The 25289-nt window shown below is 63.6% G+C and carries 34 protein-coding genes; 19 read left to right on the top strand and 15 right to left on the bottom strand.

Annotated elements, in window-relative coordinates; all coding sequences use genetic code 11:
* Positions 1-36: 36 nt before the first annotated feature.
* Together purB and U1R88_RS01050 are read left to right on the top strand one after the other, a co-directional pair.
* Positions 37-1347 carry an adenylosuccinate lyase gene (gene purB, locus U1R88_RS01055; protein WP_322429605.1) on the top strand — a complete coding sequence of 437 codons (1311 nt, stop codon included), beginning with the start codon at positions 37-39 and terminating at the stop codon, positions 1345-1347.
* Positions 1348-1566: 219 nt separating this feature from the next.
* Positions 1567-2130: an RBBP9/YdeN family alpha/beta hydrolase gene (locus tag U1R88_RS01050; RefSeq protein WP_322429604.1), complete on the top strand. Its 564-nt coding sequence runs from the start codon at positions 1567-1569 to the stop codon at positions 2128-2130.
* Between the two features lie 112 nt (positions 2131-2242).
* Here U1R88_RS01050 and U1R88_RS01045 read toward each other — a convergent pair whose 3' ends face one another.
* Together U1R88_RS01045 and U1R88_RS01040 are read right to left on the bottom strand one after the other, a co-directional pair.
* Positions 2243-3037: an HpcH/HpaI aldolase family protein gene (locus U1R88_RS01045; protein ID WP_322429603.1), complete on the bottom strand. Its 795-nt coding sequence runs from the start codon at positions 3035-3037 to the stop codon at positions 2243-2245.
* Between the two features lie 102 nt (positions 3038-3139).
* The gene (locus U1R88_RS01040; RefSeq protein ID WP_322429602.1) at positions 3140-3463 is read right to left on the bottom strand and encodes a DUF1476 domain-containing protein; all 324 of its coding nucleotides are present in this window, start codon (positions 3461-3463) and stop codon (positions 3140-3142) included.
* Positions 3464-3824: 361 nt separating this feature from the next.
* On the opposite strand from U1R88_RS01040, the gene purC reads away from it, so the two are divergent.
* From purC to U1R88_RS01015, 5 genes are all read left to right on the top strand, one after another.
* Entirely contained in the window at positions 3825-4589 is a 765-nt protein-coding gene (purC, locus tag U1R88_RS01035) for a phosphoribosylaminoimidazolesuccinocarboxamide synthase (RefSeq protein ID WP_068294993.1), read from the top strand.
* 65 nt (positions 4590-4654) lie between these two features.
* Positions 4655-5149, top strand: a complete 495-nt coding sequence (locus U1R88_RS01030; protein ID WP_322429601.1) for a hypothetical protein — start codon at positions 4655-4657, stop codon at positions 5147-5149.
* A gap of 82 nt (positions 5150-5231) precedes the next feature.
* A complete protein-coding gene (locus U1R88_RS01025) occupies positions 5232-5798 on the top strand; it encodes an RNA 2'-phosphotransferase (protein WP_322429600.1) in 567 nt (188 codons plus the stop codon).
* A gap of 63 nt (positions 5799-5861) precedes the next feature.
* A complete protein-coding gene (gene purS, locus U1R88_RS01020) occupies positions 5862-6101 on the top strand; it encodes a phosphoribosylformylglycinamidine synthase subunit PurS (RefSeq protein WP_068294982.1) in 240 nt (79 codons plus the stop codon).
* On the top strand, positions 6101-6637 hold the full coding sequence (locus tag U1R88_RS01015) for a hypothetical protein (RefSeq protein ID WP_322429599.1): 537 nt from the start codon (positions 6101-6103) through the stop codon (positions 6635-6637). Before purS ends, U1R88_RS01015 begins: the two co-directional genes overlap by 1 nt.
* 33 nt (positions 6638-6670) lie before the next feature.
* On the opposite strand, the gene U1R88_RS01010 is transcribed toward U1R88_RS01015, so the two are convergent.
* Positions 6671-6988, bottom strand: coding sequence for a DMT family transporter (locus U1R88_RS01010; RefSeq protein WP_068294971.1), 318 nt, complete (start codon positions 6986-6988; stop codon positions 6671-6673).
* A gap of 219 nt (positions 6989-7207) precedes the next feature.
* On the opposite strand from U1R88_RS01010, the gene U1R88_RS01005 reads away from it, so the two are divergent.
* The 3 genes from U1R88_RS01005 (at position 7208) to U1R88_RS00995 (ending at position 10021) form a co-directional block, all read left to right on the top strand.
* Entirely contained in the window at positions 7208-8158 is a 951-nt protein-coding gene (locus U1R88_RS01005) for a LysR substrate-binding domain-containing protein (RefSeq protein ID WP_322429598.1), read from the top strand.
* Positions 8159-8295: 137 nt separating this feature from the next.
* Entirely contained in the window at positions 8296-8991 is a 696-nt protein-coding gene (gene purQ, locus U1R88_RS01000; RefSeq protein ID WP_322429597.1) for a phosphoribosylformylglycinamidine synthase subunit PurQ, read from the top strand.
* A gap of 46 nt (positions 8992-9037) precedes the next feature.
* A complete protein-coding gene (locus U1R88_RS00995) occupies positions 9038-10021 on the top strand; it encodes an asparaginase (protein ID WP_322429596.1) in 984 nt (327 codons plus the stop codon).
* A gap of 159 nt (positions 10022-10180) precedes the next feature.
* Here the strand turns inward: U1R88_RS00995 and U1R88_RS00990 are convergent, their stop codons facing one another.
* Positions 10181-10471 carry a hypothetical protein gene (locus tag U1R88_RS00990; RefSeq protein ID WP_322429595.1) on the bottom strand — a complete coding sequence of 97 codons (291 nt, stop codon included), beginning with the start codon at positions 10469-10471 and terminating at the stop codon, positions 10181-10183.
* Positions 10472-10714: 243 nt separating this feature from the next.
* Entirely contained in the window at positions 10715-10957 is a 243-nt protein-coding gene (locus U1R88_RS00985; protein WP_322429594.1) for a hypothetical protein, read from the bottom strand.
* A gap of 443 nt (positions 10958-11400) precedes the next feature.
* Between U1R88_RS00985 and U1R88_RS00980 the strand changes: the two genes are divergently transcribed.
* Positions 11401-11865 carry a hypothetical protein gene (locus tag U1R88_RS00980; protein WP_322429593.1) on the top strand — a complete coding sequence of 155 codons (465 nt, stop codon included), beginning with the start codon at positions 11401-11403 and terminating at the stop codon, positions 11863-11865.
* Between the two features lie 81 nt (positions 11866-11946).
* Here the strand turns inward: U1R88_RS00980 and U1R88_RS00975 are convergent, their stop codons facing one another.
* Complete coding sequence (locus U1R88_RS00975) at positions 11947-12183, bottom strand: Lrp/AsnC ligand binding domain-containing protein (protein WP_068294951.1); 237 nt, start codon at positions 12181-12183, stop codon at positions 11947-11949.
* 238 nt (positions 12184-12421) lie between these two features.
* Here U1R88_RS00975 and purL point away from each other — a divergent pair, with 238 nt between their 5' ends.
* The 4 genes from purL (at position 12422) to U1R88_RS00955 (ending at position 15745) form a co-directional block, all read left to right on the top strand.
* On the top strand, positions 12422-14644 hold the full coding sequence (gene purL, locus U1R88_RS00970; RefSeq protein WP_322429592.1) for a phosphoribosylformylglycinamidine synthase subunit PurL: 2223 nt from the start codon (positions 12422-12424) through the stop codon (positions 14642-14644).
* Positions 14645-14672: 28 nt separating this feature from the next.
* Complete coding sequence (locus U1R88_RS00965) at positions 14673-14903, top strand: BolA family protein (RefSeq protein WP_068294946.1); 231 nt, start codon at positions 14673-14675, stop codon at positions 14901-14903.
* Positions 14904-15007: 104 nt separating this feature from the next.
* Positions 15008-15349, top strand: coding sequence for a Grx4 family monothiol glutaredoxin (gene grxD / locus U1R88_RS00960; RefSeq protein ID WP_322429591.1), 342 nt, complete (start codon positions 15008-15010; stop codon positions 15347-15349).
* Between the two features lie 90 nt (positions 15350-15439).
* Positions 15440-15745 (top strand): putative quinol monooxygenase, encoded by a 306-nt coding sequence (locus tag U1R88_RS00955; RefSeq protein WP_322429590.1) that lies wholly within the window; start codon positions 15440-15442, stop codon positions 15743-15745.
* A 37-nt stretch (positions 15746-15782) separates the two neighbouring features.
* Here the strand turns inward: U1R88_RS00955 and U1R88_RS00950 are convergent, their stop codons facing one another.
* Entirely contained in the window at positions 15783-16691 is a 909-nt protein-coding gene (locus tag U1R88_RS00950) for a DMT family transporter (RefSeq protein ID WP_322430479.1), read from the bottom strand.
* 87 nt (positions 16692-16778) lie between these two features.
* Between U1R88_RS00950 and U1R88_RS00945 the strand changes: the two genes are divergently transcribed.
* Positions 16779-17705, top strand: a complete 927-nt coding sequence (locus U1R88_RS00945; RefSeq protein ID WP_322429589.1) for a LysR family transcriptional regulator — start codon at positions 16779-16781, stop codon at positions 17703-17705.
* A 12-nt stretch (positions 17706-17717) separates the two neighbouring features.
* Here U1R88_RS00945 and U1R88_RS00940 read toward each other — a convergent pair whose 3' ends face one another.
* A complete protein-coding gene (locus U1R88_RS00940; protein WP_322429588.1) occupies positions 17718-18356 on the bottom strand; it encodes a glutathione S-transferase family protein in 639 nt (212 codons plus the stop codon).
* Between the two features lie 296 nt (positions 18357-18652).
* The gene (rpsD, locus tag U1R88_RS00935) at positions 18653-19270 is read right to left on the bottom strand and encodes a 30S ribosomal protein S4 (RefSeq protein WP_068294931.1); all 618 of its coding nucleotides are present in this window, start codon (positions 19268-19270) and stop codon (positions 18653-18655) included.
* A 265-nt stretch (positions 19271-19535) separates the two neighbouring features.
* Between rpsD and U1R88_RS00930 the strand changes: the two genes are divergently transcribed.
* From U1R88_RS00930 to U1R88_RS00920, 3 genes are read left to right on the top strand one after another with little or no spacing between them, the layout of a single operon-like run.
* Complete coding sequence (locus U1R88_RS00930; protein WP_082980052.1) at positions 19536-19898, top strand: hypothetical protein; 363 nt, start codon at positions 19536-19538, stop codon at positions 19896-19898.
* 11 nt (positions 19899-19909) lie between these two features.
* Positions 19910-20926 carry a serine hydrolase domain-containing protein gene (locus tag U1R88_RS00925; RefSeq protein WP_322429587.1) on the top strand — a complete coding sequence of 339 codons (1017 nt, stop codon included), beginning with the start codon at positions 19910-19912 and terminating at the stop codon, positions 20924-20926.
* Between the two features lie 3 nt (positions 20927-20929).
* Entirely contained in the window at positions 20930-21628 is a 699-nt protein-coding gene (locus U1R88_RS00920) for a DUF930 domain-containing protein (RefSeq protein ID WP_322429586.1), read from the top strand.
* A gap of 42 nt (positions 21629-21670) precedes the next feature.
* On the opposite strand, the gene U1R88_RS00915 is transcribed toward U1R88_RS00920, so the two are convergent.
* From U1R88_RS00915 to murI, 6 genes are all read right to left on the bottom strand, one after another.
* Positions 21671-21952, bottom strand: coding sequence for a hypothetical protein (locus tag U1R88_RS00915; protein WP_322429585.1), 282 nt, complete (start codon positions 21950-21952; stop codon positions 21671-21673).
* 106 nt (positions 21953-22058) lie between these two features.
* Entirely contained in the window at positions 22059-22763 is a 705-nt protein-coding gene (locus U1R88_RS00910; RefSeq protein WP_068294916.1) for a hypothetical protein, read from the bottom strand.
* 40 nt (positions 22764-22803) lie between these two features.
* The gene (locus U1R88_RS00905) at positions 22804-23367 is read right to left on the bottom strand and encodes a DUF4337 family protein (protein ID WP_322429584.1); all 564 of its coding nucleotides are present in this window, start codon (positions 23365-23367) and stop codon (positions 22804-22806) included.
* A 261-nt stretch (positions 23368-23628) separates the two neighbouring features.
* On the bottom strand, positions 23629-23874 hold the full coding sequence (locus tag U1R88_RS00900) for a GlsB/YeaQ/YmgE family stress response membrane protein (RefSeq protein WP_322429583.1): 246 nt from the start codon (positions 23872-23874) through the stop codon (positions 23629-23631).
* 28 nt (positions 23875-23902) lie between these two features.
* Positions 23903-24157 carry a PsiF family protein gene (locus U1R88_RS00895; RefSeq protein WP_068294909.1) on the bottom strand — a complete coding sequence of 85 codons (255 nt, stop codon included), beginning with the start codon at positions 24155-24157 and terminating at the stop codon, positions 23903-23905.
* 154 nt (positions 24158-24311) lie between these two features.
* Entirely contained in the window at positions 24312-25133 is an 822-nt protein-coding gene (murI, locus tag U1R88_RS00890) for a glutamate racemase (protein ID WP_322429582.1), read from the bottom strand.
* Positions 25134-25289 lie beyond the last annotated feature (156 nt).

Below are 25289 nucleotides of genomic sequence, written 5' to 3'. Positions count from 1 at the left end.
ACCCGCGCCTAAAAGGGGCGCGAAAGGACTTTTTCCATGATCCCACGCTATAGCCGCCCGCAAATGGTCTCCATCTGGGCGGAGCAGTCCCGTTTCCGCATCTGGTTCGAGATCGAGGCCCACGCGACCGACAAGCTGGCCGAGCTCGGCGTCGTGCCCAAGGAGGCGGCTGCCAAGGTCTGGGAAAAGGCCAGGGATGCCACCTTCGACGTGGCGCGGATCGACGAGATTGAGCGTGAGGTCAAGCACGATGTCATCGCCTTCCTCACCCATCTGGGCGAGATCATCGGCCCGGAAGCGCGCTTCCTGCACCAGGGCATGACCTCATCGGACGTGCTCGACACCTGCCTGGCCGTGCAGCTGTCGCGGGCCGCCGACCTGCTGATCGCCGATATCGACGAGGTGCTCGCCGCTCTGCGCAAGCGCGCCATCGAGCATAAATATACGCCGACCATCGGACGCAGCCACGGCATCCATGCCGAGCCGGTCACCTTCGGCCTCAAGCTCGCCCAGGCCTATGCCGAATTCTCGCGCAACCGCGAGCGCCTCGTCGCCGCACGCAAGGAGATCGCGACCTGCGCGATCTCCGGCGCTGTCGGCACCTTCGCCAATATCGATCCGGCGGTGGAAGCCTATGTGGCTGAGAAGATGGGCCTGGCCGTGGAGCCGGTCTCGACCCAGGTGATCCCGCGCGACCGCCACGCGATGTTCTTTGCCACCCTCGGCGTGGTTGCCTCCTCGATCGAGCGCCTCGCCATCGAGATCCGCCATCTCCAGCGCACCGAAGTGCTGGAGGCCGAGGAGTTCTTCTCGGCCGGGCAGAAGGGCTCGTCGGCGATGCCGCACAAGCGCAACCCCATATTGACTGAAAACCTCACCGGCCTCGCCCGCATCGTGCGTTCGGCCGTGACGCCGGCGCTGGAAAACGTGGCGCTCTGGCATGAGCGCGACATCTCCCACTCCTCGGTCGAGCGCATGATCGGCCCCGATGCCACGGTAACACTGGACTTCGCCCTGGTTCGCCTGGCCGGCGTGATCGACAAGCTGCTGATCTATCCCGAAAACATGCGTCGCAATCTCGATCGCCTCGGCGGCCTGCACAATTCGCAGCGCGTGCTGCTGGCCCTCACCCAGGCCGGAGCCAGCCGCGAGGATTCCTACCGCCTGGTCCAGCGCAACGCCATGAAGGTCTGGCGGGGCGAAGGCGATTTCCTTGCCTTCCTCAAGGCCGATCCCGAAGTCTCCGCCAAGCTGTCGGATGCTCAGCTCGAAGCGATGTTCGATGAGGGTTATCACTTCAAGCATGTCGACACGATCTTCGATCGCGTCCTCGGCCCGGAAGCCTGAGCCCGACCCGAGCCTCGCTTGGGAGGAATTGCGGACGGGCAGCGGCGCCGGAGCATTCCGCCTTCCGGTCCGCCGCCTTGCTCCTGCAGCGTCGTTTTTACCGAAAACCGGTGCCCGCTTTTCGGTACGATGCCCTAGAATAGAGCGATGATCTTGAGTCGAGATGGGCTCGATCTCTGTGGCTGAAGTGCCTACCAACCGAGCCGGAGAAACATCGACGTGCGCATTTCCGATGCCGACATCCTGATCGTGCCGGGTCTCGGCAATTCCGGCCCAGGCCATTGGCAGTCACGCTGGCAGGCCAAGCTTTCGACCGCCCGCCGCGTCGAACAGGACGACTGGGATCATCCCGAGCGCAAGGCCTGGGTGAACAGACTTGCCGAGACGGTGCGGGACTCGAGCCGTCCGGCCATCATAATCGCCCATTCGATCGGCGTGATCACCACCGTCTTCGCTGCCGAGCGCCTGAAAGGCCATGTCATCGGTGCGATGCTGGTGGCGCCTTCAGATTGGGACAAGCCGGATCTGCTGCCTGGCTATGATCTCGACTTCAACCCGATCCCGATGACGGCCCTGCCCTTCCCGTCGTTGCTGGTGGCAAGCCGGAACGATCCCTATTGCGAGATCAACCGCGCCACCGCTTTTGCCGAGGCCTGGAACAGCGAATTCGTCGATGCAGGCGAAGCCGGGCATATCAATGTGGAGTCAGGGCATGGCCCCTGGCCGGAAGGCCTGCTGAGACTGGCCTCCTTCCTCTCCAAGCTCAAGCACGAAAGCCAGTAGCGCGGACTTCTTCCGGGTGTGCGGACGTCTCGTCCGCCCCTTCCTGTCCGCACGCGCCGCGCTTCCAAGAGCGGACGAGACGTCCGCGCACCCGGAAGAAACAGCGCCTGACTCAATAATTCGGGCCGGCCGGGCCGGCATGGCCGCGCGCAGCCTTCAAGGCGGCCTGGGCTCCGGCGGTGAGGAAGGCCCAGTCAGAGCCGATGCCCATAATATCGAAGCCGAGCTCGGCATTGCGGGCCGCTGCCTCGCCATTGCCGCAATAGATCGCCGTCAGCTTGTTGCGTGCCTTGGCAGCGGCAAGAACCCGATTGATCACTTCCACCGATTCCGGCAGTTGATGATCGAGCCTGGCACCATTGCTCAGGCTGATCGACAGGTCGCTCGGCCCGACGAACACGCCATCGAGCCCGGGCACGTCGAGGATGTCCTCCAGCGCATCGGCCGCCTGCCGCGTCTCGATCATCGCCAGCGCGATCAGCTGGTCGTTCGCAGCACTGCGATACGCCTCGGTTTCGGCGCCGAACAGGGAAATGGCCCGGGTACCGCCCCAACTCCGTCCGCCGACAGGTGGGTATTTCAGGGTGTCGACCAGACGGCGGGCGTCCGCCACCGAATTGATCATCGGCAGGATGGCGAACTCCGCGCCGACGTCATAGAGCCTTGCGGCTTCGCCGAAACCGTCCAGGCCGACCCGCACACCCATCGATGTGCCGGCCAGATGCGCTGCGCTGACGGCATCGCGCGCTTCGCCGAAGGAAGCCTCGCCATGCTGCAGGTCGACGATGACGGCATCGAAGCCGGCGCGACCGAGCGCCTCGGCCATGCGCGGATACGCTGCTCCCATCCAGGCTGCAAAGATCTTTTCGCCTCTGGCCAGGCGCGCGCGCAGCGTGGGGGCAGTCATGGTCTTTCCGATCACATTGCTGCGATGCCCCGCAGGGGCGGGGCATCGTGAGAGATGGATTGAGTGAGGACGCTCAAACGCCCTCTTTCAAAACGCCGCGCATCAAACGCCGTTTTGGATTTCCTGGACGGCGCGGCCGAGCAATTCGGTCATGATCTGGCGGACCTGCGGCTCGCTCATGCTCAGATTAGCTTCGGCGAAATCGCTGAGCACCTTGCGCACCACGTCATGGTCGCCGGCTTCCTCGAAGTCCGACAGCACAACTGATTTGGCATAGGCGTTGGCGTCGTCACCCGAAAGGCCGAGCTTTTCGGCGGCCCACAGGCCGAGGAGCTTGTTCCGGCGAGCGGTCGCCTTGAAGCGCAGATCCTCGTCATGGGCGAATTTGCTTTCGAAAGCCTCTTCCCGCTTGTCGAAGGTGGTCATCCGTTAAATCCTGTTCAGCTACCGGTTTTCCTTGAAGGACCGGCCATGCCTGTTGCATATAGGCGCGCAATCCCCAAATCAAATTAATGCGCCGTAACGCCCTCTCCTCCCCCTGGATGCCGGGCGTGTTGAAACTACACTCATGCCGGGCACTAGCAAATGTGCTTTGGCTTGATTCGTGAAGCTTGGTTCCGATCGAGTGCGCCGCCTGCACGAAGTTGTGCGCGGAGGCATGATCGGGTAAGTTGGCCTCGTCTCCGGTTTGCTCCCGCAAATCGAATCGCCAATTGCGCCGGCCACGGATCGCATTTCCAGGAGCCCAGGCCCTTTGACGGATTTTCTCAAACCACGGTACATCCCGATGAACCGCCGCCGCCGCATTTACGAAGGCAAGGCGAAGGTCCTCTATGAGGGTCCCGAGCCCGGCACGCTGATCCAGCACTTCAAAGACGACGCCACCGCATTCAATGCCAAGAAGCACGAGGTCATCGACGGTAAGGGCGTCCTCAACAACCGCATTTCCGAATATCTGTTCCAGAACCTTAACGATATCGGTGTGCCCACCCATTTCATCCGCCGCCTCAACATGCGTGAGCAGTTGATCCGCGAAGTGGAGATCATTCCGCTCGAGATCGTGGTCCGCAACGTCGCCGCCGGTTCCATCGCCACGCGCCTGGGCATCGAGGAAGGCACGCAGCTTCCCCGCTCAATCGTCGAGTTCTACTACAAGAACGATGCGCTCAACGACCCGATGGTGTCGGAAGAACACATCACCGCTTTCGGCTGGGCCAGCCCGCCCGAACTCGACGACATCATGGCGCTCGCCATCCGCGTCAACGACTTCCTGTCCGGCCTGTTCCTGGGCGTCGGCATCCGGCTCGTCGATTTCAAGATCGAATGCGGCCGGCTGTGGGAGAACGACATCATGCGCATCGTCCTGGCGGACGAGATCTCGCCGGACTCCTGCCGCCTGTGGGACATCAAGTCGAATGACAAGCTCGACAAGGATCGCTTCCGCCGCGACATGGGTGGCCTCGTCGAGGCCTATACCGAAGTCGCCCGCCGTCTCGGCATCATGAACGAGATGGACAATGTCGTCGTCAAGGGGCCTAAGCTGGTTCAGTGAGCGCGTTCAGTGTAACATTGCGTACAGGGCTCGCGCGTCACGGCGTTCGAGCCCTTTTTGCTGGCGTGGGCGTCCTCGCCCTGGCCGGCTGCAGCCTGTTCGACATGTGGGCGGGCGACCCGGCCGTGTCACTGCCCGATTCCAGTTCCTGGGTGGTGCTGCCGATGCGGGCCTTCGTCTCGCGCGAGAATATCCGGGTCGATGGGCTGCAGCTGTGCACCAAAATGCGCTGTGGCTATGACGCAGCGATCGAGCGCTTCACCGTGACCGGCCCTGACGCCCTCACAATCGAGCGATCCCTGCTTGAGCCCAAGCGGCTTGCGGTTCAGCTGGCCAAATCCGACCCCAAGACCAAGATGCCGCCCCCGACGGTGAGCGTCGACAGTTTCGGTTCCGGCGCCTGGAAGGGGATCCAACTCGCGATGACCGGTGGCAAGAAAGCCCATCACATCAATGCCTATGCCGTCGGTCAGCGCAAGGCGGGCGGGACCAGCTTCATCGTCGTCATTGCCGGCGAACCTCGCATCGCCAGAAAACTCATCGACGAGGCGACACAGTAGCGCCCGAAGCACCCTGCCGAAAAGGGAATGACGCCCTTCAGCAGGATGCGACGACAACGACCTGCGGTATCGGACATCGTGCATGGACGACAAGAAACTCAGCAAATTCATGAGCCTCGTGCTCCGCCACGCGCCCGAAACGGCCGGGCTGGTGCTCGACGCGCAGGGTTGGGTCGAGATCGACGATCTTGCCAGGACCGCGGCCGAACAAGTGGGCGCGGGCCTGCAGGATATCGAACGGGTTGTCAGGGAAAGCGACAAGCAGCGCTTCGTCATCGCCGGCACGCGCATTCGCGCCAATCAGGGCCACAGCGTGGCTGTCGATCTCGGCCTGGCCGCCGCCACGCCGCCGGCCGAATTGTGGCATGGCACCGCAGCGTCCAACCAGGCCGGCATTTTTTCTTCCGGTCTCGAAAAACGCTCGCGCCAGCACGTGCATCTATCTGCCGACCACGATACGGCGCGAAAGGTCGCCATGCGCCGCGCCGGCCCCTGGATCATCTTGCGTGTCGATGCCCGGGCGATGCAGGCGTCAGGGCTGCAATTCTACCGCAGCGACAACGGCGTCTGGCTGACCGAGGCCGTCCCTCCTCATTTCCTGAGCGTATTCGAGACATTTTCCCGCCCCGCTCGGCAAGGCAATGATTGAACCATCGGCCGGACTGCTTTAAGCGCAAGCCGAAGATTTTCCTCGTTAGAAGGCAGGTGTCGAATGAAGGCCCGTGTGATCGTTACGCTCAAGAATGGCGTCCTCGACCCCCAGGGCAAGGCGATCGAGGGCGCTCTTGCTTCGCTCGGCATCAAGGATGTCGATGGCGTGCGCCAGGGCAAGGTGTTCGACATCGAACTCGGCCAGGCCGATGCCGAGACCGCACGCGAAACGCTGAAGGCCGCATGCGAAAAGCTCCTCGCCAACACGGTGATCGAAAACTACAGCATCGACATCGCCTGATGCCGATCCGGCTGGTCGCAGCCGTCCTGTGCCTGGCTGGGGCCGGCAGCACCTGCTTCGCTGAAGAGCTCGTAGAGACCGGCGGTTTCAGCCTGCGCTACGATCAGAGCGTCTGGGTCAGGGAGGCTTCCGCGCCACCGACCCTGCTCGTCTTGCGCTGTGCCGCCCCGGCCTGCCCGCCCCACGCGGTGGCGACCTTCCTGTCCGACGAGCGCAGTCTGACAAGCCCGGGTTTTGGCGCCTTCGGCCCCGGCGCCGTGACCGGGGCGATGATCGATCTGCGGATCCAGAGCCTCACCCCCGGCTCGCGCATACGCCCCCGCCAGCCGGTGGAACCAATCGCGTCGGGCGGCACGACGGGCTATCGCGGCCTCTACGACATCGAGGACCGGGCCTTGGCCAAGACGGCGGCCGTCATCGCCTTGCTGCGGCGCGGCAACGGCACGCTGGAAATAAGAATGAAGGCCGACCGGCTGACGCCGGCCGACCTGGTGCTGTTCGATCGCCTTCTGGAGAAGATCGAACCGAAGGACTGAGATTGCCGTCGCGGTCAACTCCGTTATGGGGAATTACACCGTCGACGCCTTGAGGCCGGCGACACCGGCGACGATGGCGATTGCGCTGACGATCTTCATGGCCGTGAGCGGTTCGCGCAGGAAGATGTAACCGAAGATCACGGTTCCCAGCGTACCGACCGCCGTCCAGATCGGATAGGCAACGCTGACCGGCAGGCTTTTCAGTGCCAGGGTCAGCAAACCGACGCCGCCGATCACCGCAATGACGGTTATTGCCGTCGGCAGCGGGCGGGTGAAGCCCTCCGCATATTTCATGCTCAAGGCAAAAATCACTTCGAAGACCGCCGCTGCGGCCAGATAGAGCCAAGCCATGATGGCTTTCCTTTGCAAAATTGAATTCATCTCATGGGGAGCATGAGCCTTCCTCTTCGTATTAAGTGATTGACTTTCAAATCAACAAATTCGAAGTTTTCAAGTAATGGATGAATCCTATTCAGGCATGGAGATACCGGATACGAGCGCTGCCGGACCGTTGGCGCGCGCGGGAGTGACGGCGCTTCTGCCACATGCTGCCAGGCCGGATCGGAGCCGATGATGCGCCGCTTGCCGCCTCTCGCCTCCCTACGCACCTTCGAGGCCGCCGCACGGCAGGAGAGTTTCAAGAAGGCAGCCGCCGAACTCGGCGTCACCGCGACCGCGGTCAGCCACCAGATCCGCCAGTTGGAGGCCTATCTCGACGTTTCCCTGTTCGAGCGCCAGACCCGCAAGGTCCGACTGACCGTGGAGGGCCGCAGCCTCTACCCTGCCCTGCGTGCCGCCCTGGACAGCATGGCCGAGGCTGTGGAAACCGTCAGGAAACGTCCGCGCCGGCGCATCGCGACCCTGTCGGCGACCGTCGCCTTCACCGCCAAGCTGCTGGTGCCGCGCGTCGGCAGGCTGCGCAACCTGCATCCGGGCTGGGACCTGCGCCTGCACGCCTCCGACGACACGGTGGATCTCAATGCCGGCGATGCCGACGCCGCCATCCGCTACGGCCTCGGACATTATGCCGGCATGACCGCCCTGCCCCTGCTGACGGACAGATTCGCGCCGGTCTGCAGCCACCGCCTCTCCCTGCGCGAGCCGGCCGATCTTCCGGGCGCGACGCTGCTGCATTTCGACTGGGGCCCGATCGCCTCGACGGTGGATGTGCCGAACTGGCGCTCCTGGGCCCGACGCGCCAGCATCGACCATCTCGATCCGGACAGCGGCATCAGCTTCAACGACGAAAGCAGCGCCATCCAGGCCGCCATCGCCGGCCAGGGCGTTGCTCTGCTGAGCCTGTCGCTGGTCGCCGACGAACTTGCCTCAGGCGTGCTGGTGCAGCCCTTCGGCCCGATCATGGAGGGGCTGAAGTTCAGCTTCGTCTATCCGGAAGGCGCGGAGAACCGGCCGGCGGTGGCCGTGCTGAAGGACTGGGTCCTGGCCGAGTTTGCCGAGGGTGTTCCTCGCTCACCCGAGCAAGACGGCAAGACTGCCGCCACACCGGGGCATTCAGGGTAGTTTCGCCCAGTTTCCGGGCTCGGCTTCCACTCTTTGCTTGACCCCGCTGCCCCTCTGGAACCATATGCGCACGCATGGCAGAGCCTGGACGCCACAGTCTCCAGGCATCATTGCCGCAACCGAACAAGCAGGATCCGATGAAAGCAGCTGTCGTCATTTTTCCCGGTTCCAACCGTGAAGGGGACGTCGCCAAGGCCCTCAGGCAGGCTGGCGCACATGTCGACATGATCTGGCATGCCGACACCGAGCTGCCGGCAGGAACCGATCTCGTCGTGCTCCCCGGCGGCTTCTCCTATGGCGACTATCTGCGTTGCGGCGCCATCGCCGCCCGTGCCGCCATCATGGATGCCATCCGCCACCACGCCGAACGTGGCGGCCTCGTGCTCGGCATCTGCAACGGCTTCCAGATCATCACCGATGGAGGCCTGCTGCCCGGTGTCCTGATGCGCAATGCCGATCTCAAATTCATCTGCAAGCGGGTTCATCTCAGGGTCGAGCGCACCGATACGGCCTATGCCAACACCTATCGCCAGGGCCAGGCCATCGATGTCTGCGTCGCCCATGGCGAGGGCAACTACTTCTGCAGCTCTGAGACCTTGACACAGCTCGAAGGCGACGGCCTGGTGGCTTTCCGTTATTGCGATGCCGCCGGCAAGGTCAGCGCCGCCACCAATCCCAACGGCTCGCTCAATAATATCGCTGGGATCTATTCGGCCAATCGGCGCGTTCTCGGCATGATGCCGCATCCCGAAAACCTGATCGATCCGCTGGCCGGCGGCACGGACGGCCGCGGCTTGTTCACCAGTGTCGTCAACGCCATGGCTTCGGCCTGATCGTCGACGACGACGCAGGATTGAAGACCCCAGGATTGAAGACCCAATGACGCGCAAGGTTCACCTGATCACCACGGGCGGCACGATCGCCTCCCGGCGCGACGAAAGCACCGGCGACGTGGTTGCCGGCCTCGACGGACAGGCGCTGCGCGCCATGCTGCATGATCCCCTGCCCGGGATCGAGATCGAGGTCGAGGAGTTCTGCAACCTCAACAGCTTCGCCATCGACCTGCCCATGGCCTTCGCCTTGGCCACTCGCATCAACGAGCTTCTGGCGCTGGAAGATTGCGAGGGCGTCGTCGTCACCCACGGCACCGACACCATGGAGGAGAGCGCCTATCTCGCCGACCTCCTGCTCGCCTCGGACAAGCCGGTGGTCTTCACCGGCGCCCAGCGCGCAGCCGATGAGCCCGATGCCGACGGCCCGCGCAACATTGCCGATTCCATCCGCCTCGCTGCGGCGCCCGCCGCGCGCGGGCTTGGCGCGATGATCTGTTTCGAGCAGGAATTCCACGCCGCCCGAGACGTGAGCAAGACGCATACCTCGCGCACCGACACCTTCATGTCCTGGGAACACGGCAAGCTCGGCGAGATCGACGCAGGTGCGATCTGCCTGCATCGTCGCCCGGCCCTGCGGCGCGCCTACGCACCCAGCACCATCGAGCCCAACGTCACGCTGATCCGCCTCGCCATGGGCATGGATGGCGGCTATCTCAATTATGCCGCCGATCACGGCAGCAAGGCTATCGTGCTGGAAGGGTTCGGACGCGGCAACACGCCGCCAGCCGTGACCAAGGCCGTCGCTGATGTCATCAAGCGTGGCGTTCCGGTGATCATCTGCTCGCGCTGCCCGCGCGGGCGGGTATTGCCCGTCTATGGAAATGGCGGAGCCACCGATCTTCAGCGCGCCGGTGCCATCTTCGCCGGAGACCTTAGCGGTCATAAGGCACGGCTTCTCGCCGCCGTCCTGCTCGGCCAGGGCCTCGACCACGACGCGCTGAGGGCGGAAATCGAATATCTGGGCGGATAGCCGCTGAAGCCGGGTCGGCTGGATTTGGCCGATCCAATGACGCCGTGATCATCTTGCCCTGCCAGCCTGAAGGTTCAGGCAAGGCGATCCGGCTTGGACGATCATGGCAGCTTGTACGCCGCCATGACCTCCGGAAATAACTCGGACTTCCAGGACAGCTCAGGCGGCGGCGCTGAGAGTCACCATCGTTTCGGTATTGATCGGCGGATGAGGCACCAGGCTGGCCTTGCTCTCATCGGCCCACCTGGCCAATCTGACGATGCGGACCTTGTCGAGATCAGTATCTCCGGCCTCTACCGGCTCCACCGTGCTGAGCCCGGCGTTGGACACGAAGAAGGTATGGTCCCCGAAGATAGAGATGAGTTCCTGCACGATCGGATTGGATTCGGGAATGACCCGGCCATCCATCTGGGTCAGAGCGTGTTCGATTCGTACCGATGTCAGCTTCATGGCGTCGTCCTTTCGGGTTGAGTGGCTTGTCTGTCGACGGAGTGACGTCACGGCTGTCCTGCTCACCGTCGGCATTGATCGCCTCCCGCCCCGCAGGCGGTTCAAGGGGTCGCCAACACTCGGGCGGCCCATGACCAACCCAGCGTCCACGTCCTGGCGTCAGGAGCTTCGCCGACGCGCATTCTTCTCGCGAAATCTGGCCATAGTCTGCCTCAAGCGTGACCATTGCATGAAAGAACCGCCTCAGGCGACGGCCTCCAGAGCTTCGAGCAAATCCTCTTCGCTGATCTGTCCCTCTGTACGCGGCGCGACAACCACCTGCTTGCCCAACAGGTGCTTGACCTTGTGCGCCACCGGCAGGCAGTGCCCATCCTCCCGGTGATAGACATGATAGCCCTCGCCGGGATTCACGCCGATATCGAGGGCACACCCCTGGCTGACGAAATGCCAGACGCCGTTGCCGTCAACGATCCTGACCTTGCTCATCGAAATCTCCTTGAGTTTGAAAAAGGGCGACCACCGGCAGGCAGCGCAGGCCATCGGGCGCAAGCGTCCGGAACAGACTGCCATTCTGTGCGCGGTGATCACCAAAAGGCCCGTCGTCCGAACCGGCCGCCCTTGGAATGGCGGCTCTATAGTGGGCGAATGGGGCCATTGTCCGGCACTACCACGTCGATAGCTTGGTCATTCCGACGGCCCGCATGCTCGGGGCACTCTCCAGCCATGCCAAGCGCGCTCGCACGCAAGATTCTATCCCATCCCGCCGTGCCGTTAACGTTGTCGCAGAAGTTCTGCATGAATCTGCTATCGCGTGTGCGTTTTGGCACATCCTGCGCCAGTGATTCATATCAGGTGGTGCGCAGGCACACAGCGGGTTGCCAGCCCGCCGGGGTGGTGCGATTCTGATTTCGGTGCACTGGAGCAGGCATATGAACCATCAATCTTCCCGTCAGCGTCTTGCTTGGGGCTTGTCCGGGGCCGTTGCGCTTTCGCTGCTGCTGGCCGCCTGCGGTCCGCGCTCCGGCGAAGCCGGCCGGCCGGACGTTTCCAATCAGCAGCCGGTCGTCACGGCGGACGGCACCCAGCAGTTTCCCGTGCCGCAGGCCGGCCGGGCAACCCTGGCCCACAAGCTGACCCAACTCGTCCCCGGCCGCATCACCGATGCGCGCATCTCCAATGGCTGGCGTACGCCTGCCGCGGCGAAGGCCCATCCCGACGAATATGCCGCTTGCGTCAGCGCCGATTCCGGTAGCGGCCAGCAGGTCTTCCTGATCGTCACCAATGGCGCGCGAACCGGTGACGTGATCTCCGGCTCGAAGGCGGCCGAGCGTTGCGCCGACGGTAATCGCGTCACCCAGTGGGCTACGCTGCCGGAAGCCATGGGTCAGAGCTGATCAGCGGCTCTCACGCTTCATTCGACACATCGAAAAATGGCGGCTTCGAGCCGCCATTTTGCGTTTGAGGATTTCAGCGCCTCAGAAGGCGCGATAAGTCAGGACCGTGCGCGTATTGGCGATGCCGGGGATGGACTGGACCTTCTCGCCGACGAAATGGCCGATATCGACATCGTCATTGACGTAGAATTTGGCGAGCACGTCGAAATCGCCGGCGATCGAATAGATCTCCGAGGCAATTTCGGCCTCAGCCAGCGCGCTGGCGACCTCATAGGTACGGCCGAGCTGGCATTTGATCTCCACGAAAAACGTCCGCATCGCCGATACTCCGAGACTGTAAACGAGTGTCCGCCCACAGGAAGGCCAACAAAGTTGCGGTGTCAATGCGGATCGCGGCGCGTATATGCGATCAATGGTTTACATTCGGCTCGGATACCCCTATCGCCTGCCATGAACAGAAGCGCTGGAGCGCTGTGCTGGGGCTTGCCGGCCGGAGCCATGGGCCATCCGCCGTTCCCCCTGCCGAAGCGCTGCCTTGACAGGAGATCGACCCGGCATGTCCGCCCACTCGGAACCCGCCATCACAGCCGAACTCATCGCCCAGCACGGGCTGAAGCCGGATGAGTATCAGCGGATCCTGGAGCTGATCGGACGCGAGCCGACCTTCACCGAGCTCGGCATCTTCTCGGCGATGTGGAACGAGCATTGTTCCTACAAGTCCTCGCGCCTCCACCTAAAGAAGCTGCCCGTCACCGGCAAATGCGTGATCCAGGGCCCGGGCGAGAATGCCGGCGTGATCGACATCGGCGACGGCCTCGCCGCCGTCTTCAAGATGGAGAGCCACAACCACCCCTCCTATATCGAGCCCTATCAGGGCGCGACGACGGGCGTGGGCGGCATCCTGCGCGACGTCTTCACCATGGGCGCTCGCCCGATCGCCTGCATGAATGCGCTCTCCTTCGGCGCGCCCGATCATCCCAAGACCCAGCACCTCGTCTCCGGCGTGGTCGCCGGCGTCGGCGGCTATGGCAATTCCTTCGGCGTGCCCACGGTCGGCGGCCAGGTGCGCTTCCATACCCGCTATGACGGCAACATCCTGGTCAACGCCTTTGCCCTCGGCCTCGCCGAGCAGGACAAGATCTTCTACGCCAAGGCCACGGGCGTCGGAAACCCGATCGTCTATCTCGGCTCCAAGACCGGCCGCGACGGCATCCACGGCGCCACCATGGCCTCGGCCGAGTTCGACGACAAGTCCGAGGAAAAGCGCCCCACCGTGCAGGTCGGCGATCCCTTCGCCGAGAAGCTGCTGCTCGAAGCCTGCCTGGAATTGATGGCGACCGACGCCATCATCGCCATCCAGGACATGGGCGCGGCCGGCCTCACCTGCTCCGCCGTGGAGATGGGCGCCAAGGGCGATCTCGGCATCGAGCTCCACCTCGAGAAGGTGCCGGTGCGCGAGGCCGGCATGACCGCCTATGAGATGATGCTGTCGGAAAGCCAGGAACGCATGCTCATGGTGCTCAAGCCCGGCAAGGAAGCCGAGGCCGAGGCGATCTTCCGCAAATGGGGCCTCGACTTCGCCGTGGTCGGCAAGACCACGGACGATCTTCGCTTCCGCATCTTCCACAATGGCGACCTGAAGGCGGACCTGCCGATCAAGGAACTCGGCGACGAGGCACCGCTCTATGACCGTCCTCATGTCCCCTCGCCCAAGCTGCCCGTGATCGAGGCCGGCTCGCTGAAGACGAACCTTTCGACGGGCGAGGCGCTGCTCAACCTTATCGGCTCACCGGAACTGGCGTCCAAGCGCTGGGTGTACGAGCAATATGACACACTGATCCTTGGCAATTCGATCCAGACGCCCGGCGGCGACGCCGCCGTCGTGCGGGTGCTCGACGGCCCCAAGGGGTTGGCAATGACCTCCGACGTGACGCCGCGCTATTGCGAGGCGGATCCGGTCGAGGGCGGCAAGCAGGCTGTGGCCGAGGCCTGGCGCAACATCTCCGCCGTGGGCGGCCTGCCGCTCGCCGTGACCGACAACCTCAATTTCGGCAATCCCGAGCGCCCCGACATCATGGGTCAGTTCGTCGGCTGCCTCGACGGCATCGGGCAAGCCTGCCGTGCCCTGGACTTCCCGATCGTCTCCGGCAATGTCTCGCTCTACAACGAGACCAACGGCCGCGGCATCCTGCCGACCCCGACCATCGGTGGCGTCGGCCTCGTCGACGACGTCTCGGTAACCGCTTCCGTCGCCTTCAAGGCCGAGGGCGAGACCGTGATGCTGGTTGGCGGATCGGGCACCTGGCTGGGACAGTCCATCTGGCTCGCCGAGATCCTCAAGCGCGAAGAAGGCGCCCCGCCGCCGGTCGACCTCGCCGTCGAGAAGCGCCATGGCGACTTCATCCGCGGCGAGATTCGCGCCGGAAACCTCAAGACCTGCCACGATATCTCCGATGGCGGCCTCGCTGTCGCCGTCGCCGAAATGGCCCTGGGACGCGGTATCGGTGCCGACCTGTCGCAGGCGCCGCAGGGTAGCGAACCGCATGCCTTCTGGTATGGCGAGGATCAGGCCCGCTACGTCGTTACCCTTGCCGCCGACAAGGTCGATGCCTTCGCCAGGGCCGCAGCTGAGGCCGGCGTGCCCGTCACCACGCTGGGCACAACCGGCGGCGATGCCTTGATCCTGCCCGAAGGCCGGCCCATCCTGGTTTCGGTGCTGAGCGAGCGCCACGAATCGTTCCTGCCGACCTTGATGGGCTCGGCGCGCCGAGCTGCCTGACAAGTCGCCTGAAGAGGACCCTATTCCAATGCCGATGCCGGCCGCCGACATTGAAGCGATGATCAAGGAAAGCTTCCCCGATGCGCAGATCGAAATTCGCGATCTCGCCGGGGATGGCGATCACTACGCCGCGACGGTGATCTCCGAAGCGTTCCGGGGCAAATCCCGCGTGCAGCAGCACCAGATGGTCTATGCGGCGCTCAAGGGAAAGATGGGCGGCGTGCTGCACGCGCTTGCGCTCTCCACGAGCGCCCCCTGATCGATAAATTATGTTAGGTTGAGCCCTGACATTGGGCGCGAGTGTGCTTACATACTTGGCATCATCCGCGTCAGATCCAGAATTACCAAGATCGAGATTGAGCCATGAGCGATATCGCCGCCTTCATCGAAAACGAGATCAAGTCCAATGACGTCGTGCTCTTCATGAAGGGCAACAAGGCGTTCCCGATGTGCGGGTTCTCCGGACAGGTCGTACAGATCCTCGATTATCTCGGGGTCGACTACAAGGACCACGACGTATTGCAGAACCCGGATCTGCGCAGCGGCATCAAAGACTTCTCGAACTGGCCGACGGTGCCGCAGCTCTACGTCAAGGGCGAGTTCCTCGGCGGCTGCGACATCGCCCGCGAAATGTTCCAGTCGGGCGAGCTGGTAACTTTCCTGCAGGAAAAGAACATTTCGGTAAAGGCTCCCGCCAAGGCCTGATCGCCGCTGCAGCAGCAAGCTTGCCGCGATACCAAGCCAGGCTTCACAGCCTGGCTTTTTCGTTCGGCAGGACCAGATCGGGAGAGGCCCATGGGCAAATTGCTGATCGTCGGAACGGTGCGCCTGCCGGCCGCCAACCTGGCCGCGGCGCGCCCGGCCATGAAACGCATGGTGGAGAACAGCCGTGCCGAAGAGGGCTGCGACGAATATTCCTACGCCGAGGACGTTCTCGATGCCGGTCTCATCCATGTGAAGGAGATCTGGCGCGATGCAGCTGCCCTCGACCGCCATTTCGCCTCGCAGCACATCGCAGAGTGGCGGGCGAGCTGGCCCGCACTCGGCATCGGCGAACGCAATCTGCACTGCTACGAGATCGGCACGCCCCGCCCGACATGAGGCGAGATAGGGGCTGGTCTGGAGACCAGCCCCTTTGTTACCGGCCCTTCATTACGTTGACGATCACCACGCCGAGGATCGCCAGCGCGCCGCCCAGCATGCCGACGGGCGTCGGCACCTCGCCGAGCCAGAGGAAGCCGATCAGCGTGGCCGTGGGCGGCACGCCATAAAGGAAGTTGGAAGCCCGTGCCGCCGAAAGCCGCTTGAGGGCGATGGCCCAGGTGACATAGCCGATGGCGGTGGGAAAGATCACGAGATAGGCGACGGCCCAGTTCACCTCGGCCGGAGCAACGGCCATGGCCCGGAGCGTGGCGGGCACCGCCGGCAGCAATGGCAAGGCGCCGATGAACAGGATCCAGGCCGTGATCGCCAGGGCGGGAAACCGGCCGAGGAGCGGCTTCTGCAACACGCTGGCAATGGCGGCGCAGACCGCGGCACCGAAGATCATCAACGCATTGGGGTCGAGCTTGAAGCCCGTATCCGTTGCCACGGCGATCAGCGCGACGCCAGCAAAGGAGGTGGCCGTACCGACCCAGCCCCAGCGCCCGAAGCGTTCGCCCAGCGCGAAGATGGCAATCAGGGCGGTGAGCACCGGCATGGTGTTGATGATAAAGCTGGCGGGGCCGGCCGGTACGGTCTGCTCGCCGGTGTTGAGCAACACGGCATAGACGGCAATGAACAACACGGCGGCAATGGCAAGGCGCAGGAAGTCGCGCGGCAGCGGCATGGGCGGGCGTACAGCCACCAGATAGGCCAGGCCGATGGCACCCGCCGCGACATAACGCGCGGCAGCCAGTTCCATCGGCGTCAAAGCCGTCAGGCAGACACGGATCAGCGCGAAGGACGAGGCCCAGGAGAGAATGGTCACCAGAATGGCGCCGAAGGCCACCGCATCGAATCCGCTCTTCTTTTTGGTTGCCTCGGCTTCACAGGCCACGCTGGTCATCATCGTCTCCCAACTCTCAGTGACAGCTGTGACCTATTCCTGTTTGACGTGCTTGAAAAGCACCTCAATCAATGATCTTCTGTGCCCATGGTTCACAGCTCGCCCAGTCTTCCGCCTCTCGACACGCTTGAGACCTTCGCGCGCGCGGCACGCCTCGGCTCGTTCTCGGCCGCGGCCGAGGAGAGCGGCGTCACCCATGGCGCCGTCTCCCGTCAGGTGTCGCGCCTGGAGCGCTGGATGGGCATACGCCTGTTCGAGCGCAAGGCCCGCGGTGTGAACCTGACGCCGGAGGGCATGCGCTTCTTCGCCCGGACGGAGGAGGCCCTGGCACTGCTCGGCAATAGCGGCGAGCGCTGGTCGCCCCACCGCGCCAAGGCGGTGGTACGCCTGTCGGTGACGCCCTCGGTCGCCTCGCTCTGGCTGTTTCCCCGCCTTGCCCGCCTGGAAGGCAGCGACATCCATCTCGAGCTGGTCCTTGAACATCGCCTCGCAGATCTCGGCGAAGGCAGTGATCTGGCGATACGTTGCGGCAAGGGCCCCTGGGCCGGCGTGCGCGGCGTGCAGCTCTGGCAGGAGAAGGCCTTTCCGATCGCCTCGCCTGCCCTCGCCGAGCGCCTGCGGCACGGCAATGACGCGCAGGCCCTGCTCGAACTGCCGATCCTGCACGATTCCAATATCGAGGGATGGCGGCGCTGGCTGGCCCCGGAAGGCGTGGACTATGTGCCGCGCGGCCAGGACCGTCGCTTCGAGGACTACAATCTGGTCATCGATGCCTGCTGCCAGGGACTGGGCATCGCCCTGGCGCGTCCACCCCTTTCCACCGCCGCCGTGGCGGACGGGCGTCTGGTGCCGGTTTCAGACCGAACGATCGATTACCACGTGGCCTTTCATCTGATCCGTTCGGACGAAGCTCTGCGAGGCCCGGCAGCAGAGCTTGCCGGACGCCTCCTGCGCGAAGCGGGCCACAGCGAGGCCGATGTCGCCGCCTTTACCGCTCCGGGCCGAAAGGGCTGAACGGGCTGCCTCTCAGTTCTCCTGCTCGCCGAAATGCCGCCGCCAGATCGGCGCGATGACGGACCGTTGCGCCACGGTCTCGGCGATCCGGGTCAGCTTCGGGCATTCCCTGGCACGCCATTCATTGCCGATCGCCCAATTGCTGATGGCGGCGACGGCAAGATCGATGGCCGAAAAGCCCGACAACAGGAAGCTGCCTTCGGCGCTGGCCGCCTGCTCCACCAATTGCCAGCGTTCGCGGATGCGCTGGCGCACGCGCGAACGCATCGCCGTCTCATGCGTCTCCGGCGGAGCGAAACGCAGCGGATAATCGTAGAGTTCGATAAGGGGATAGATCTCGGCCGCCACATGGATCAGCCAGCGCAGGGCGTGGCGGCGGTCGGGGGCGTCAAGAGCCGGCATCAATCGCGCTTCGGGATGTTCTTCGCTCAAGGCCAGCAGAATGGCAGCCGACTGTACGATCGTGGTTCCGTCGTTGAAGCGCAGCGCCGGGATCTTACCCAACGGATTGATCGCAAGATATTGAGCGGTATGCTGCTCGTCCTTGGTCAGATCGATATCGATCAGGTGAACGTCCTGCCCCGCCTCGGCCAAGGCGGCCTCGACCATGAAAGAGCCGGAATCCGGTTCGCCCCAAAGCGTGTAAACCATACAGACCTCTTAGCATCGACCGGCTGCAGACCGGCCACCTCCCGACATTATGCGGCGATCACGAAAGACCGCCCCAATCTCTTACTTATTGGTTCTGTGCAACCCCTGCCGCTGTTCTTGCTTGTTTCGCCGGCTCGTCAGATCCGACCATAAGCGACTGAGCCGGCGTGTCGCATGATCTTTTTGCAATACGGCTATCCCGATTTGCGGGCCTTCCAGAGTGCGCAGTCGGACCGACCAAGAAAAAGGGCCACCAGAATGGCGGCCCTTTCGTAGTCTATCAGGTCGTATTCGCTTTAGCGCGAATAGAATTCGACGACCAGGTTCGGCTCCATCTGGACCGGATAGGGCACGTCCTGCAGCGTGGGAACGCGGACATACTTGGCGGTCAGCTTGGAGTGATCGACTTCGATGTAGTCGGGAACGTCACGTTCGCCGGAAGCAACGGCCTCGAGCACCAGCACGAGCTGCTTGGAAGCTTCCTTGACCTCGACGACATCGCCCGGCCTGACCTTGTAGGAGGGGATGTTGACGCGGCGGCCATTGACCTTGACGTGGCCATGGCTGACGAACTGGCGGGCAGCGAACACGGTCGGCACGAACTTGGAGCGATACACCACCGCATCCAGGCGCTGCTCGAGCAGGCCGATGAGGTTGGCGGAGCTGTCGCCCTTCAGGCGGCGGGCTTCTTCATAGATCTTACGGAACTGCTTTTCCGAGATCGAGCCGTAATAGCCCTTCAGCTTCTGCTTGGCGCGGAGCTGGGTGCCGAAGTCGGACATCTTGCCCTTGCGGCGCTGGCCGTGCTGGCCCGGGCCGTACTCGCGGCGGTTGACGGGGCTCTTCGGGCGACCCCAGATATTCTCGCCAAGGCGGCGATCGATCTTGTACTTAGCGTTATGGCGCTTCGACATTCGCGTCCTCTATGGTTTGCGAAGTTTATGAGGAACGCGCCCTCCTCTCCCGGAACCCGGGCGACAGACAGCCGGAAAACCAGCCGTCACGGGAGCGTAAAACATCACGCGGGACCCGAAGGCCCCGCGTGTGGCGTTCGCTTAGTCGAAAGATCGCTGCATGTCAATTCCAAGACAGGATCCGCTTCCCTGTATCCTGGGCAACTCGACAGTAGCATGGCGGGTGACTAGCTTGGGCAAACTCGGCCCATGTGAGTCTTCATTGATGAAAACCCTTTCCCTCTCCGCCGCATTTCTGGCGGCCTCGTTGAGCTTTGCCAGTGCGGCACCGCTCGAAACCTATACGGCCCGTCTCTCCAGCGCCGATCATTTCAACACGAATGGCGAAAGATTGACCTCAGTCGCCGCGATCATCCGGCAGGATCGCGCCAATTTCTATCTGGGCTATCATCGCGACAGGGAAGACGAGCCCGACCGCTTCTTCTCCAGCAAGGAGAACCGCGCGCGCCTGGAAAGCATGCTCAATCGCGGCCGCATCAGCGCTTCCGCAGCCAATGCCGTCATCAACGGATCGCCCCTGATCAATGTCGAGATATACGAGGATTTCATCGTCGTGACGGTCGACTAGGCAAAGTGCGGATGAGGCGTCTTTCCATCCTCGCATGCCTCATCGCCTGCCTCATCGGCCCGCTCTCCCCGGCTCGGGCCGAGCCCGGCCGGCATTGGCAAACCGCCCCGGCCGAAAGCGGCTGGGCCGACGAAACCGCCAAGGCCGTCACCGCCTTTGCTCGCACCCACCGCCCCACCGCCCTGGCCGTGATCCGGGATGGCCATATCATCGCCAGCACCGGCGACCTCAGCCGGCGCGTCAACGTCGCGTCGGTCCGTAAGAGCCTCCTCAGCGCGCTCTACGGCATTGCCGTCGGCGAAGGCAGGATTTCGCTCGGCGACAGCCTGGAAAGGCTCGGTATCGACGATACCTCGCCGGCGCTGACCGCCGCCGAAAAACAGGCCGATGTCCGCGACCTCCTGATGGCCCGATCGGGCGTCTATCATCCCGCCGCCTACGAGACCGCGGACATCCGCAACAAGCGCCCAGCTCGCGGAAGCCACCCCCATGGCACATTCTGGTTCTACAACAATTGGGATTTCAACGTCCTCGGCACGATCTATCGCCAGGCGGACGGCGAGGACATCTTCAGGAGCTTCGAGAAGCGTATCGCCCGTCCGATCGGCATGGAGGATTTCTCCGCCCGGGACGGACGCTACGTCCTGTCTCCCCTGTCGCGCCATCCGGCCTATCCCTTCCGCATGAGCGCGAGGGACCTCGCCCGTTTCGGACTGCTCTTCCTCAATGAGGGCCGCTGGAACGGCCGTCAGATCGTCCCTGCCGACTGGGTTCGGCAATCCACGGCCGCCTATTCTCCGGTGCCCCGGCGCAAGAGCGCCTATGGCTATTTGTGGTGGTCGCTGCCATCGGACAATTGGGGCGAAGGCGCAGCCATGGCGGCGGGTTATGGCGGGCAGTTCCTCGCCTATATTCCGACAAAACGCCTCGTCATGGTGCAGACCGTCGATCCGGCCCAGAACCCGGCCGGCATCCATATGAGGGATTTCATGGTGCTGATGCAGCAGATCGCCACGGCCGCTCCCTGAGCGATGCCTGCCGCCACGCTCCCGCAGAATCGCACCATATCCTTCGGTCTGCCGGCGGCGCTGCTGCTGCATGCCATCGCCCTTGCCCTGCTGTTCCTGCTTCCTCGGCCCGCTCCGCTGGAACAGCCTCCAGAAAACAGCATCGAGGTCGAATTCGTCGCGGAAATACCAAAGCCGGCGGCGCCGGCGCCGCAGCCTCCCGCGCTGCCGGCCAGACCGCAGGCGCAGGAACCCTCGGCGGAGAGCGTTCCGCAGGAAGGAGCGCCCCCTCCCAGGCCGAGCGAAGCCCTGCCACCGCCACCGGCGATGATCCAGGCCCGGAAGATCCTGTCCGATCTCGCTTTGGCGGATCCACGCAGCCAGCAGGCGAGGAAGATGCTGCCCCTCCTCGGCCGCGACGAACGCATGGAGCAATTGTGCAATATCGAGGCGATGGCCCAGTTGCGGGCCTGGAACCATGAGCTCGAGCCCGACCTCACGATCGCCTATGCGCGGGTAGAAACAAAGACGGCGGATGCGAGCGTAACGGCCGACGGTGCGGCATTCCGGAGCCGGAAGCAGTGGTTCGCCCTGAAATATCGCTGCGACCTCACCGCAGATCGTGCCAAGGTCTCAGCGTTCGCATTCCAGGCCGGGGCAACCATACCCAGGAACGAATGGGGCCGTTTCAACCTGCCTGTCAGTGACAAGCCGCAGGATTGAGTTCAATGCGGGCAGCACGAAGCGAGTACCTCATCGCGGCGCCTATGTCCCGTCTTTCCGTAGTTCGTCGGCGCGTTCATAGGTCTGCGCCGAGTTCGGCGCCAGTCCCGAACCGTCCAGCATGACGTTGATGACCGCCTGCGCATGATCGAGCGCACTGCCGGCGGCATAGTCTCCGTCGAGCCAGGCGGGCAGCTCATTGAGTACATTGGTGAGGCAGGCCAGAAGCAGGGCCTCGTTGTCTGTCAGGCTGCTCCGGATGCGCTTGAATTCGGCCGCCACGATGGCCGGGTGCTCGTCATGGGGCAGAGGCTGAAAGGTCATGGCGATCATTCCGACATCGTCGATGCCCGGCCGTCCATCGGCATTCTGCCGTGATGGCTCCTGGCAGGAGATTGGAGACAAAGAGCTTCCAGGGTCGCCCGTGGCCTCAGGCCAGTATGTTGACCGCTCTGGCTGCAACGAGGGCGACCGTCAGGAGGGAGATCATCGCCTCGGCGAGCATCAACAGCTTGGCCCTCGGGGTCATCGGCATCGTATCCGTCGGCGAGAATGCCGTGGCATTGGTGAAGGCCAGGAACAGATAGTCCACGAAACCCGGCAGCCAGTCACGCAGATGCGGATCGTTCAAGGTCATCTGCGGGAACAGGAAATCGGAGCGGGCGCGCTCGACCAGGCCGCAGGTCGGGGGGCCGCCGCGATCCGTGCTCCAGAACCACAGGGTAAAGACGATGATGTTGGTAACCCAGATGTTGAGTGCGTCGATCAGCAGCGTCGTGCCGTTGCCGGCGTGGCCTTCGATCAGGGCCCGGACCAGCAGGAACAAGGCCCCGCAATTCATGAAGCTGATGACGGCCGTCAGGATGAGGGCCGTCCGGCGGATCAGGATGCGAAAGCGGTTGACCGCCTGCCAGTGGTGATCGGCCACCGCATTGCGAATGCCGGCTTGCGTCCAAGCCGTGGCGATCGACAGCGGGATCAGCAATATCAGCTCGACGGCAGGGGCAAGCCAGCGAGGGCCGAAGGAAAGCTGATTGATCACCAGCAATTGCAAGCACACGATGACCAGAACGGCGCCGCGCGCCAGCCAGAAATCCAGCGCCCTATGTCGAAAGACAATATGGCGTTCACGCATGGGAACCTCGGAGGGAACGGGCCCGATTGGGGAGAGAAAATCAGACATAGGCGAAAGCGGCGGCCACCAGGCCGAGCGCTCCGAGCGCCAGGGAGCACAGCCAGGGCCAGCGCCTGCCGCGGGTGATGATCGAGAGCGTCGCCACCGCGATGGCGACATGCAGCAGCGTCACCGCCAGGGTGAGGACATGGTGGCGATGAGCCCGTGCCTCGCTGTCGCGCAACTTGGCGTCGACATGGCCTTCGATCTCGACGGCCTGGGTCTGGATCGCCTTGGCGTCGTCGTCGTTGTGCTTGGCCTTGGCAAGAAAGTCGTCCTTGTTCGGCCCCCCGCCCGCAGCGGCGATCTCATAGGCGTTCTTCTTGATGCTCTTGGCCTGATAGAAGGCCCATTGATCGCTGGCCCTGTTCTGCAGATAGGCTGCCTCGCTCTTGTCGTTGATGGCCTCGGCGGTCTCCAGCGACTCGAAACTGCCGATGGTGGCGGCCAGTACGGCGAGGACGGCAATCGTGACCGATACCGTGATCAGGAAGGGATTGCCGTCATGGGCCGCATGTTCGGCATGTTCGGCGTGCTCGAGATGTTCCTGCGTCGTGTCTTCCATCGCTCCATCCATCGACATTCAACAGTCGCTGGAGCGCCTAGTCGCAAGGAGCATGCCATGAGGCGATCGGCCGAAGAGCCCGGCCCTTGGTCACTGCCGGCTTTCAGTCGCGGCAGGAGCACCTGCACGCCATGGAGGAAACTACAAAAAGCGTAAGAGGCGTGATCGCCGCCCTCTCCCACGGAAAAGGGCATGCGACACTTCAAGGTCGCATGCCCTTTCTATGGCGCCGGCTCCGGCGCATTGCTTTTGGATCGAGGCCTAGGCTCGCTTCAGAAGGCGGAGCGCAAGAAGCAGGATAACGGCTCCGACGACAGCGAAGACGATCTCATTCACGATCGCACTCCCGATATGAATGGGAATGTGGGGCTGCACGAAGCCGCCGATGAACGAGCCGACCACGCCGACGATGAGATCGCCGATGAGGCCGAAACCGCCCCCGCTGACGAGCAGGCCGGCAAGCCAGCCGGCGATGACCCCTACGATCAGGAACGTGAGCAGATGCATGGCGCACCTCCGACGACGAGGTTAAGCCTCAACCTGCCTTGCCACCGCTCTTCATGCAGGATTGACGGAACTTCTTGCGGTCCTTGCCATGGAGGCCCTTGGCATCGGCCTGGGCGGAACAGGCCTGCGATGCCGCCGATTGCGGTGCCTTCGTCTTGGCTTTTGCAGGAGCTGTCGTTGCGGCGGGGGGCGTGGAAGGTGCAGGCGTCGCGGTCTGCGCAAGAGCACCGGTCGCAACAAATCCCGCGACGACGACGGAGGCCAACAGCGTGCTGATCTTCATGATGAGCGTTTCCAGGTTGAGCCCCCAACCCAACCGCAGGTTGCCACCGTTCCCGCAGCAACACAATGACGCTGCGATACATCCCAAAGTATAGGGGTCAGCGTCAGGCCAGATCGTTTTTAGCGAAAACCGGCATCCGCCTTCGGCACGATGCTCAATGCCAGCGCGGCGGCATGGCCTCGACGGCGACGGCCGGAAGGCCGCGGGCGGCAAGCGCGGCTTTCAGTTCATCGGTCAGCCCGGCGCCGCCGGTGAATACGGCCAGACCGTCTTCCACCACCGTGCGCGCCGGAATCGGGCCGGCGAGATCGGCGGCGCGACGGGCGATGGCCGGGGCGGGATCGAGCCAGGTGACCGGCCAGGGCGCCACCCGCTTCATCGCCTCCAGCACCAGGGGATAATGCGTACAGGCCAGCACCACCACGTCGGTCCGCTTGCCGTCGCGATCGACGAAACAGGGTACGATCTCGCGGGCAATCGCAGCATCCTCGACGGGCTGGCCGCGCAAGACGGCTTCGGCCAGGCTGGCCAGTCCCACCGCGCCGACGAGCTCTACCTCGATCGTGGCGGCGAAGGAACGGATCAGCTCGCGCGTATAGTCGCGCTTGACGGTCCCCGGCGTCGCCAGGATTGCCACACGTCCGGTCTTCGTCAGTGCGGCAGCCGGCTTGATCGCGGGCACGGTACCGACGAAGGGCACCGAGAAGCGCTGGCGCAGCACGGGCAGGACGACGGTCGAGATCGTGTTGCAGGCAATGACGACCAGGGACGGCTGGTAACGTGGGATCAGCCGCTCCATCACCTCGACGACGCGTTCGACCACGACGTCTTCGGCAAGGCGGCCATATGGAAAGACCGCATCGTCGGCGGCATAGACGAAGCGCGCGCCGGAAAGCGTCGTTCGCAATTCGGAAAATACGGTGAGGCCGCCGAGGCCGGAATCAAAGACAAGGACAGTTGGAGCGCGGTCAGACATGACCGCAGCTCCATAAACCGTGCCAGCCAGAAGGTCGACCCTGTGGGGCAAACTAGTTTGCCCGAGAAGGCTAGCCTTCATGGGACGCTCTTCGGAATGATCGACGCCATCCGGAATCAATCGCTGCATATTGGTTGCCCGTACGCACTACCCAAC

Origin of the sequence: Labrys sedimenti, assembly GCF_034424805.1 — a bacterium.
Lineage (GTDB): Bacteria > Pseudomonadota > Alphaproteobacteria > Rhizobiales > Labraceae > Labrys > Labrys sedimenti.
The sequence above is the reverse complement of the archived record's forward strand: the minus strand, read 5'-3'. Positions and strand labels throughout refer to the sequence as shown.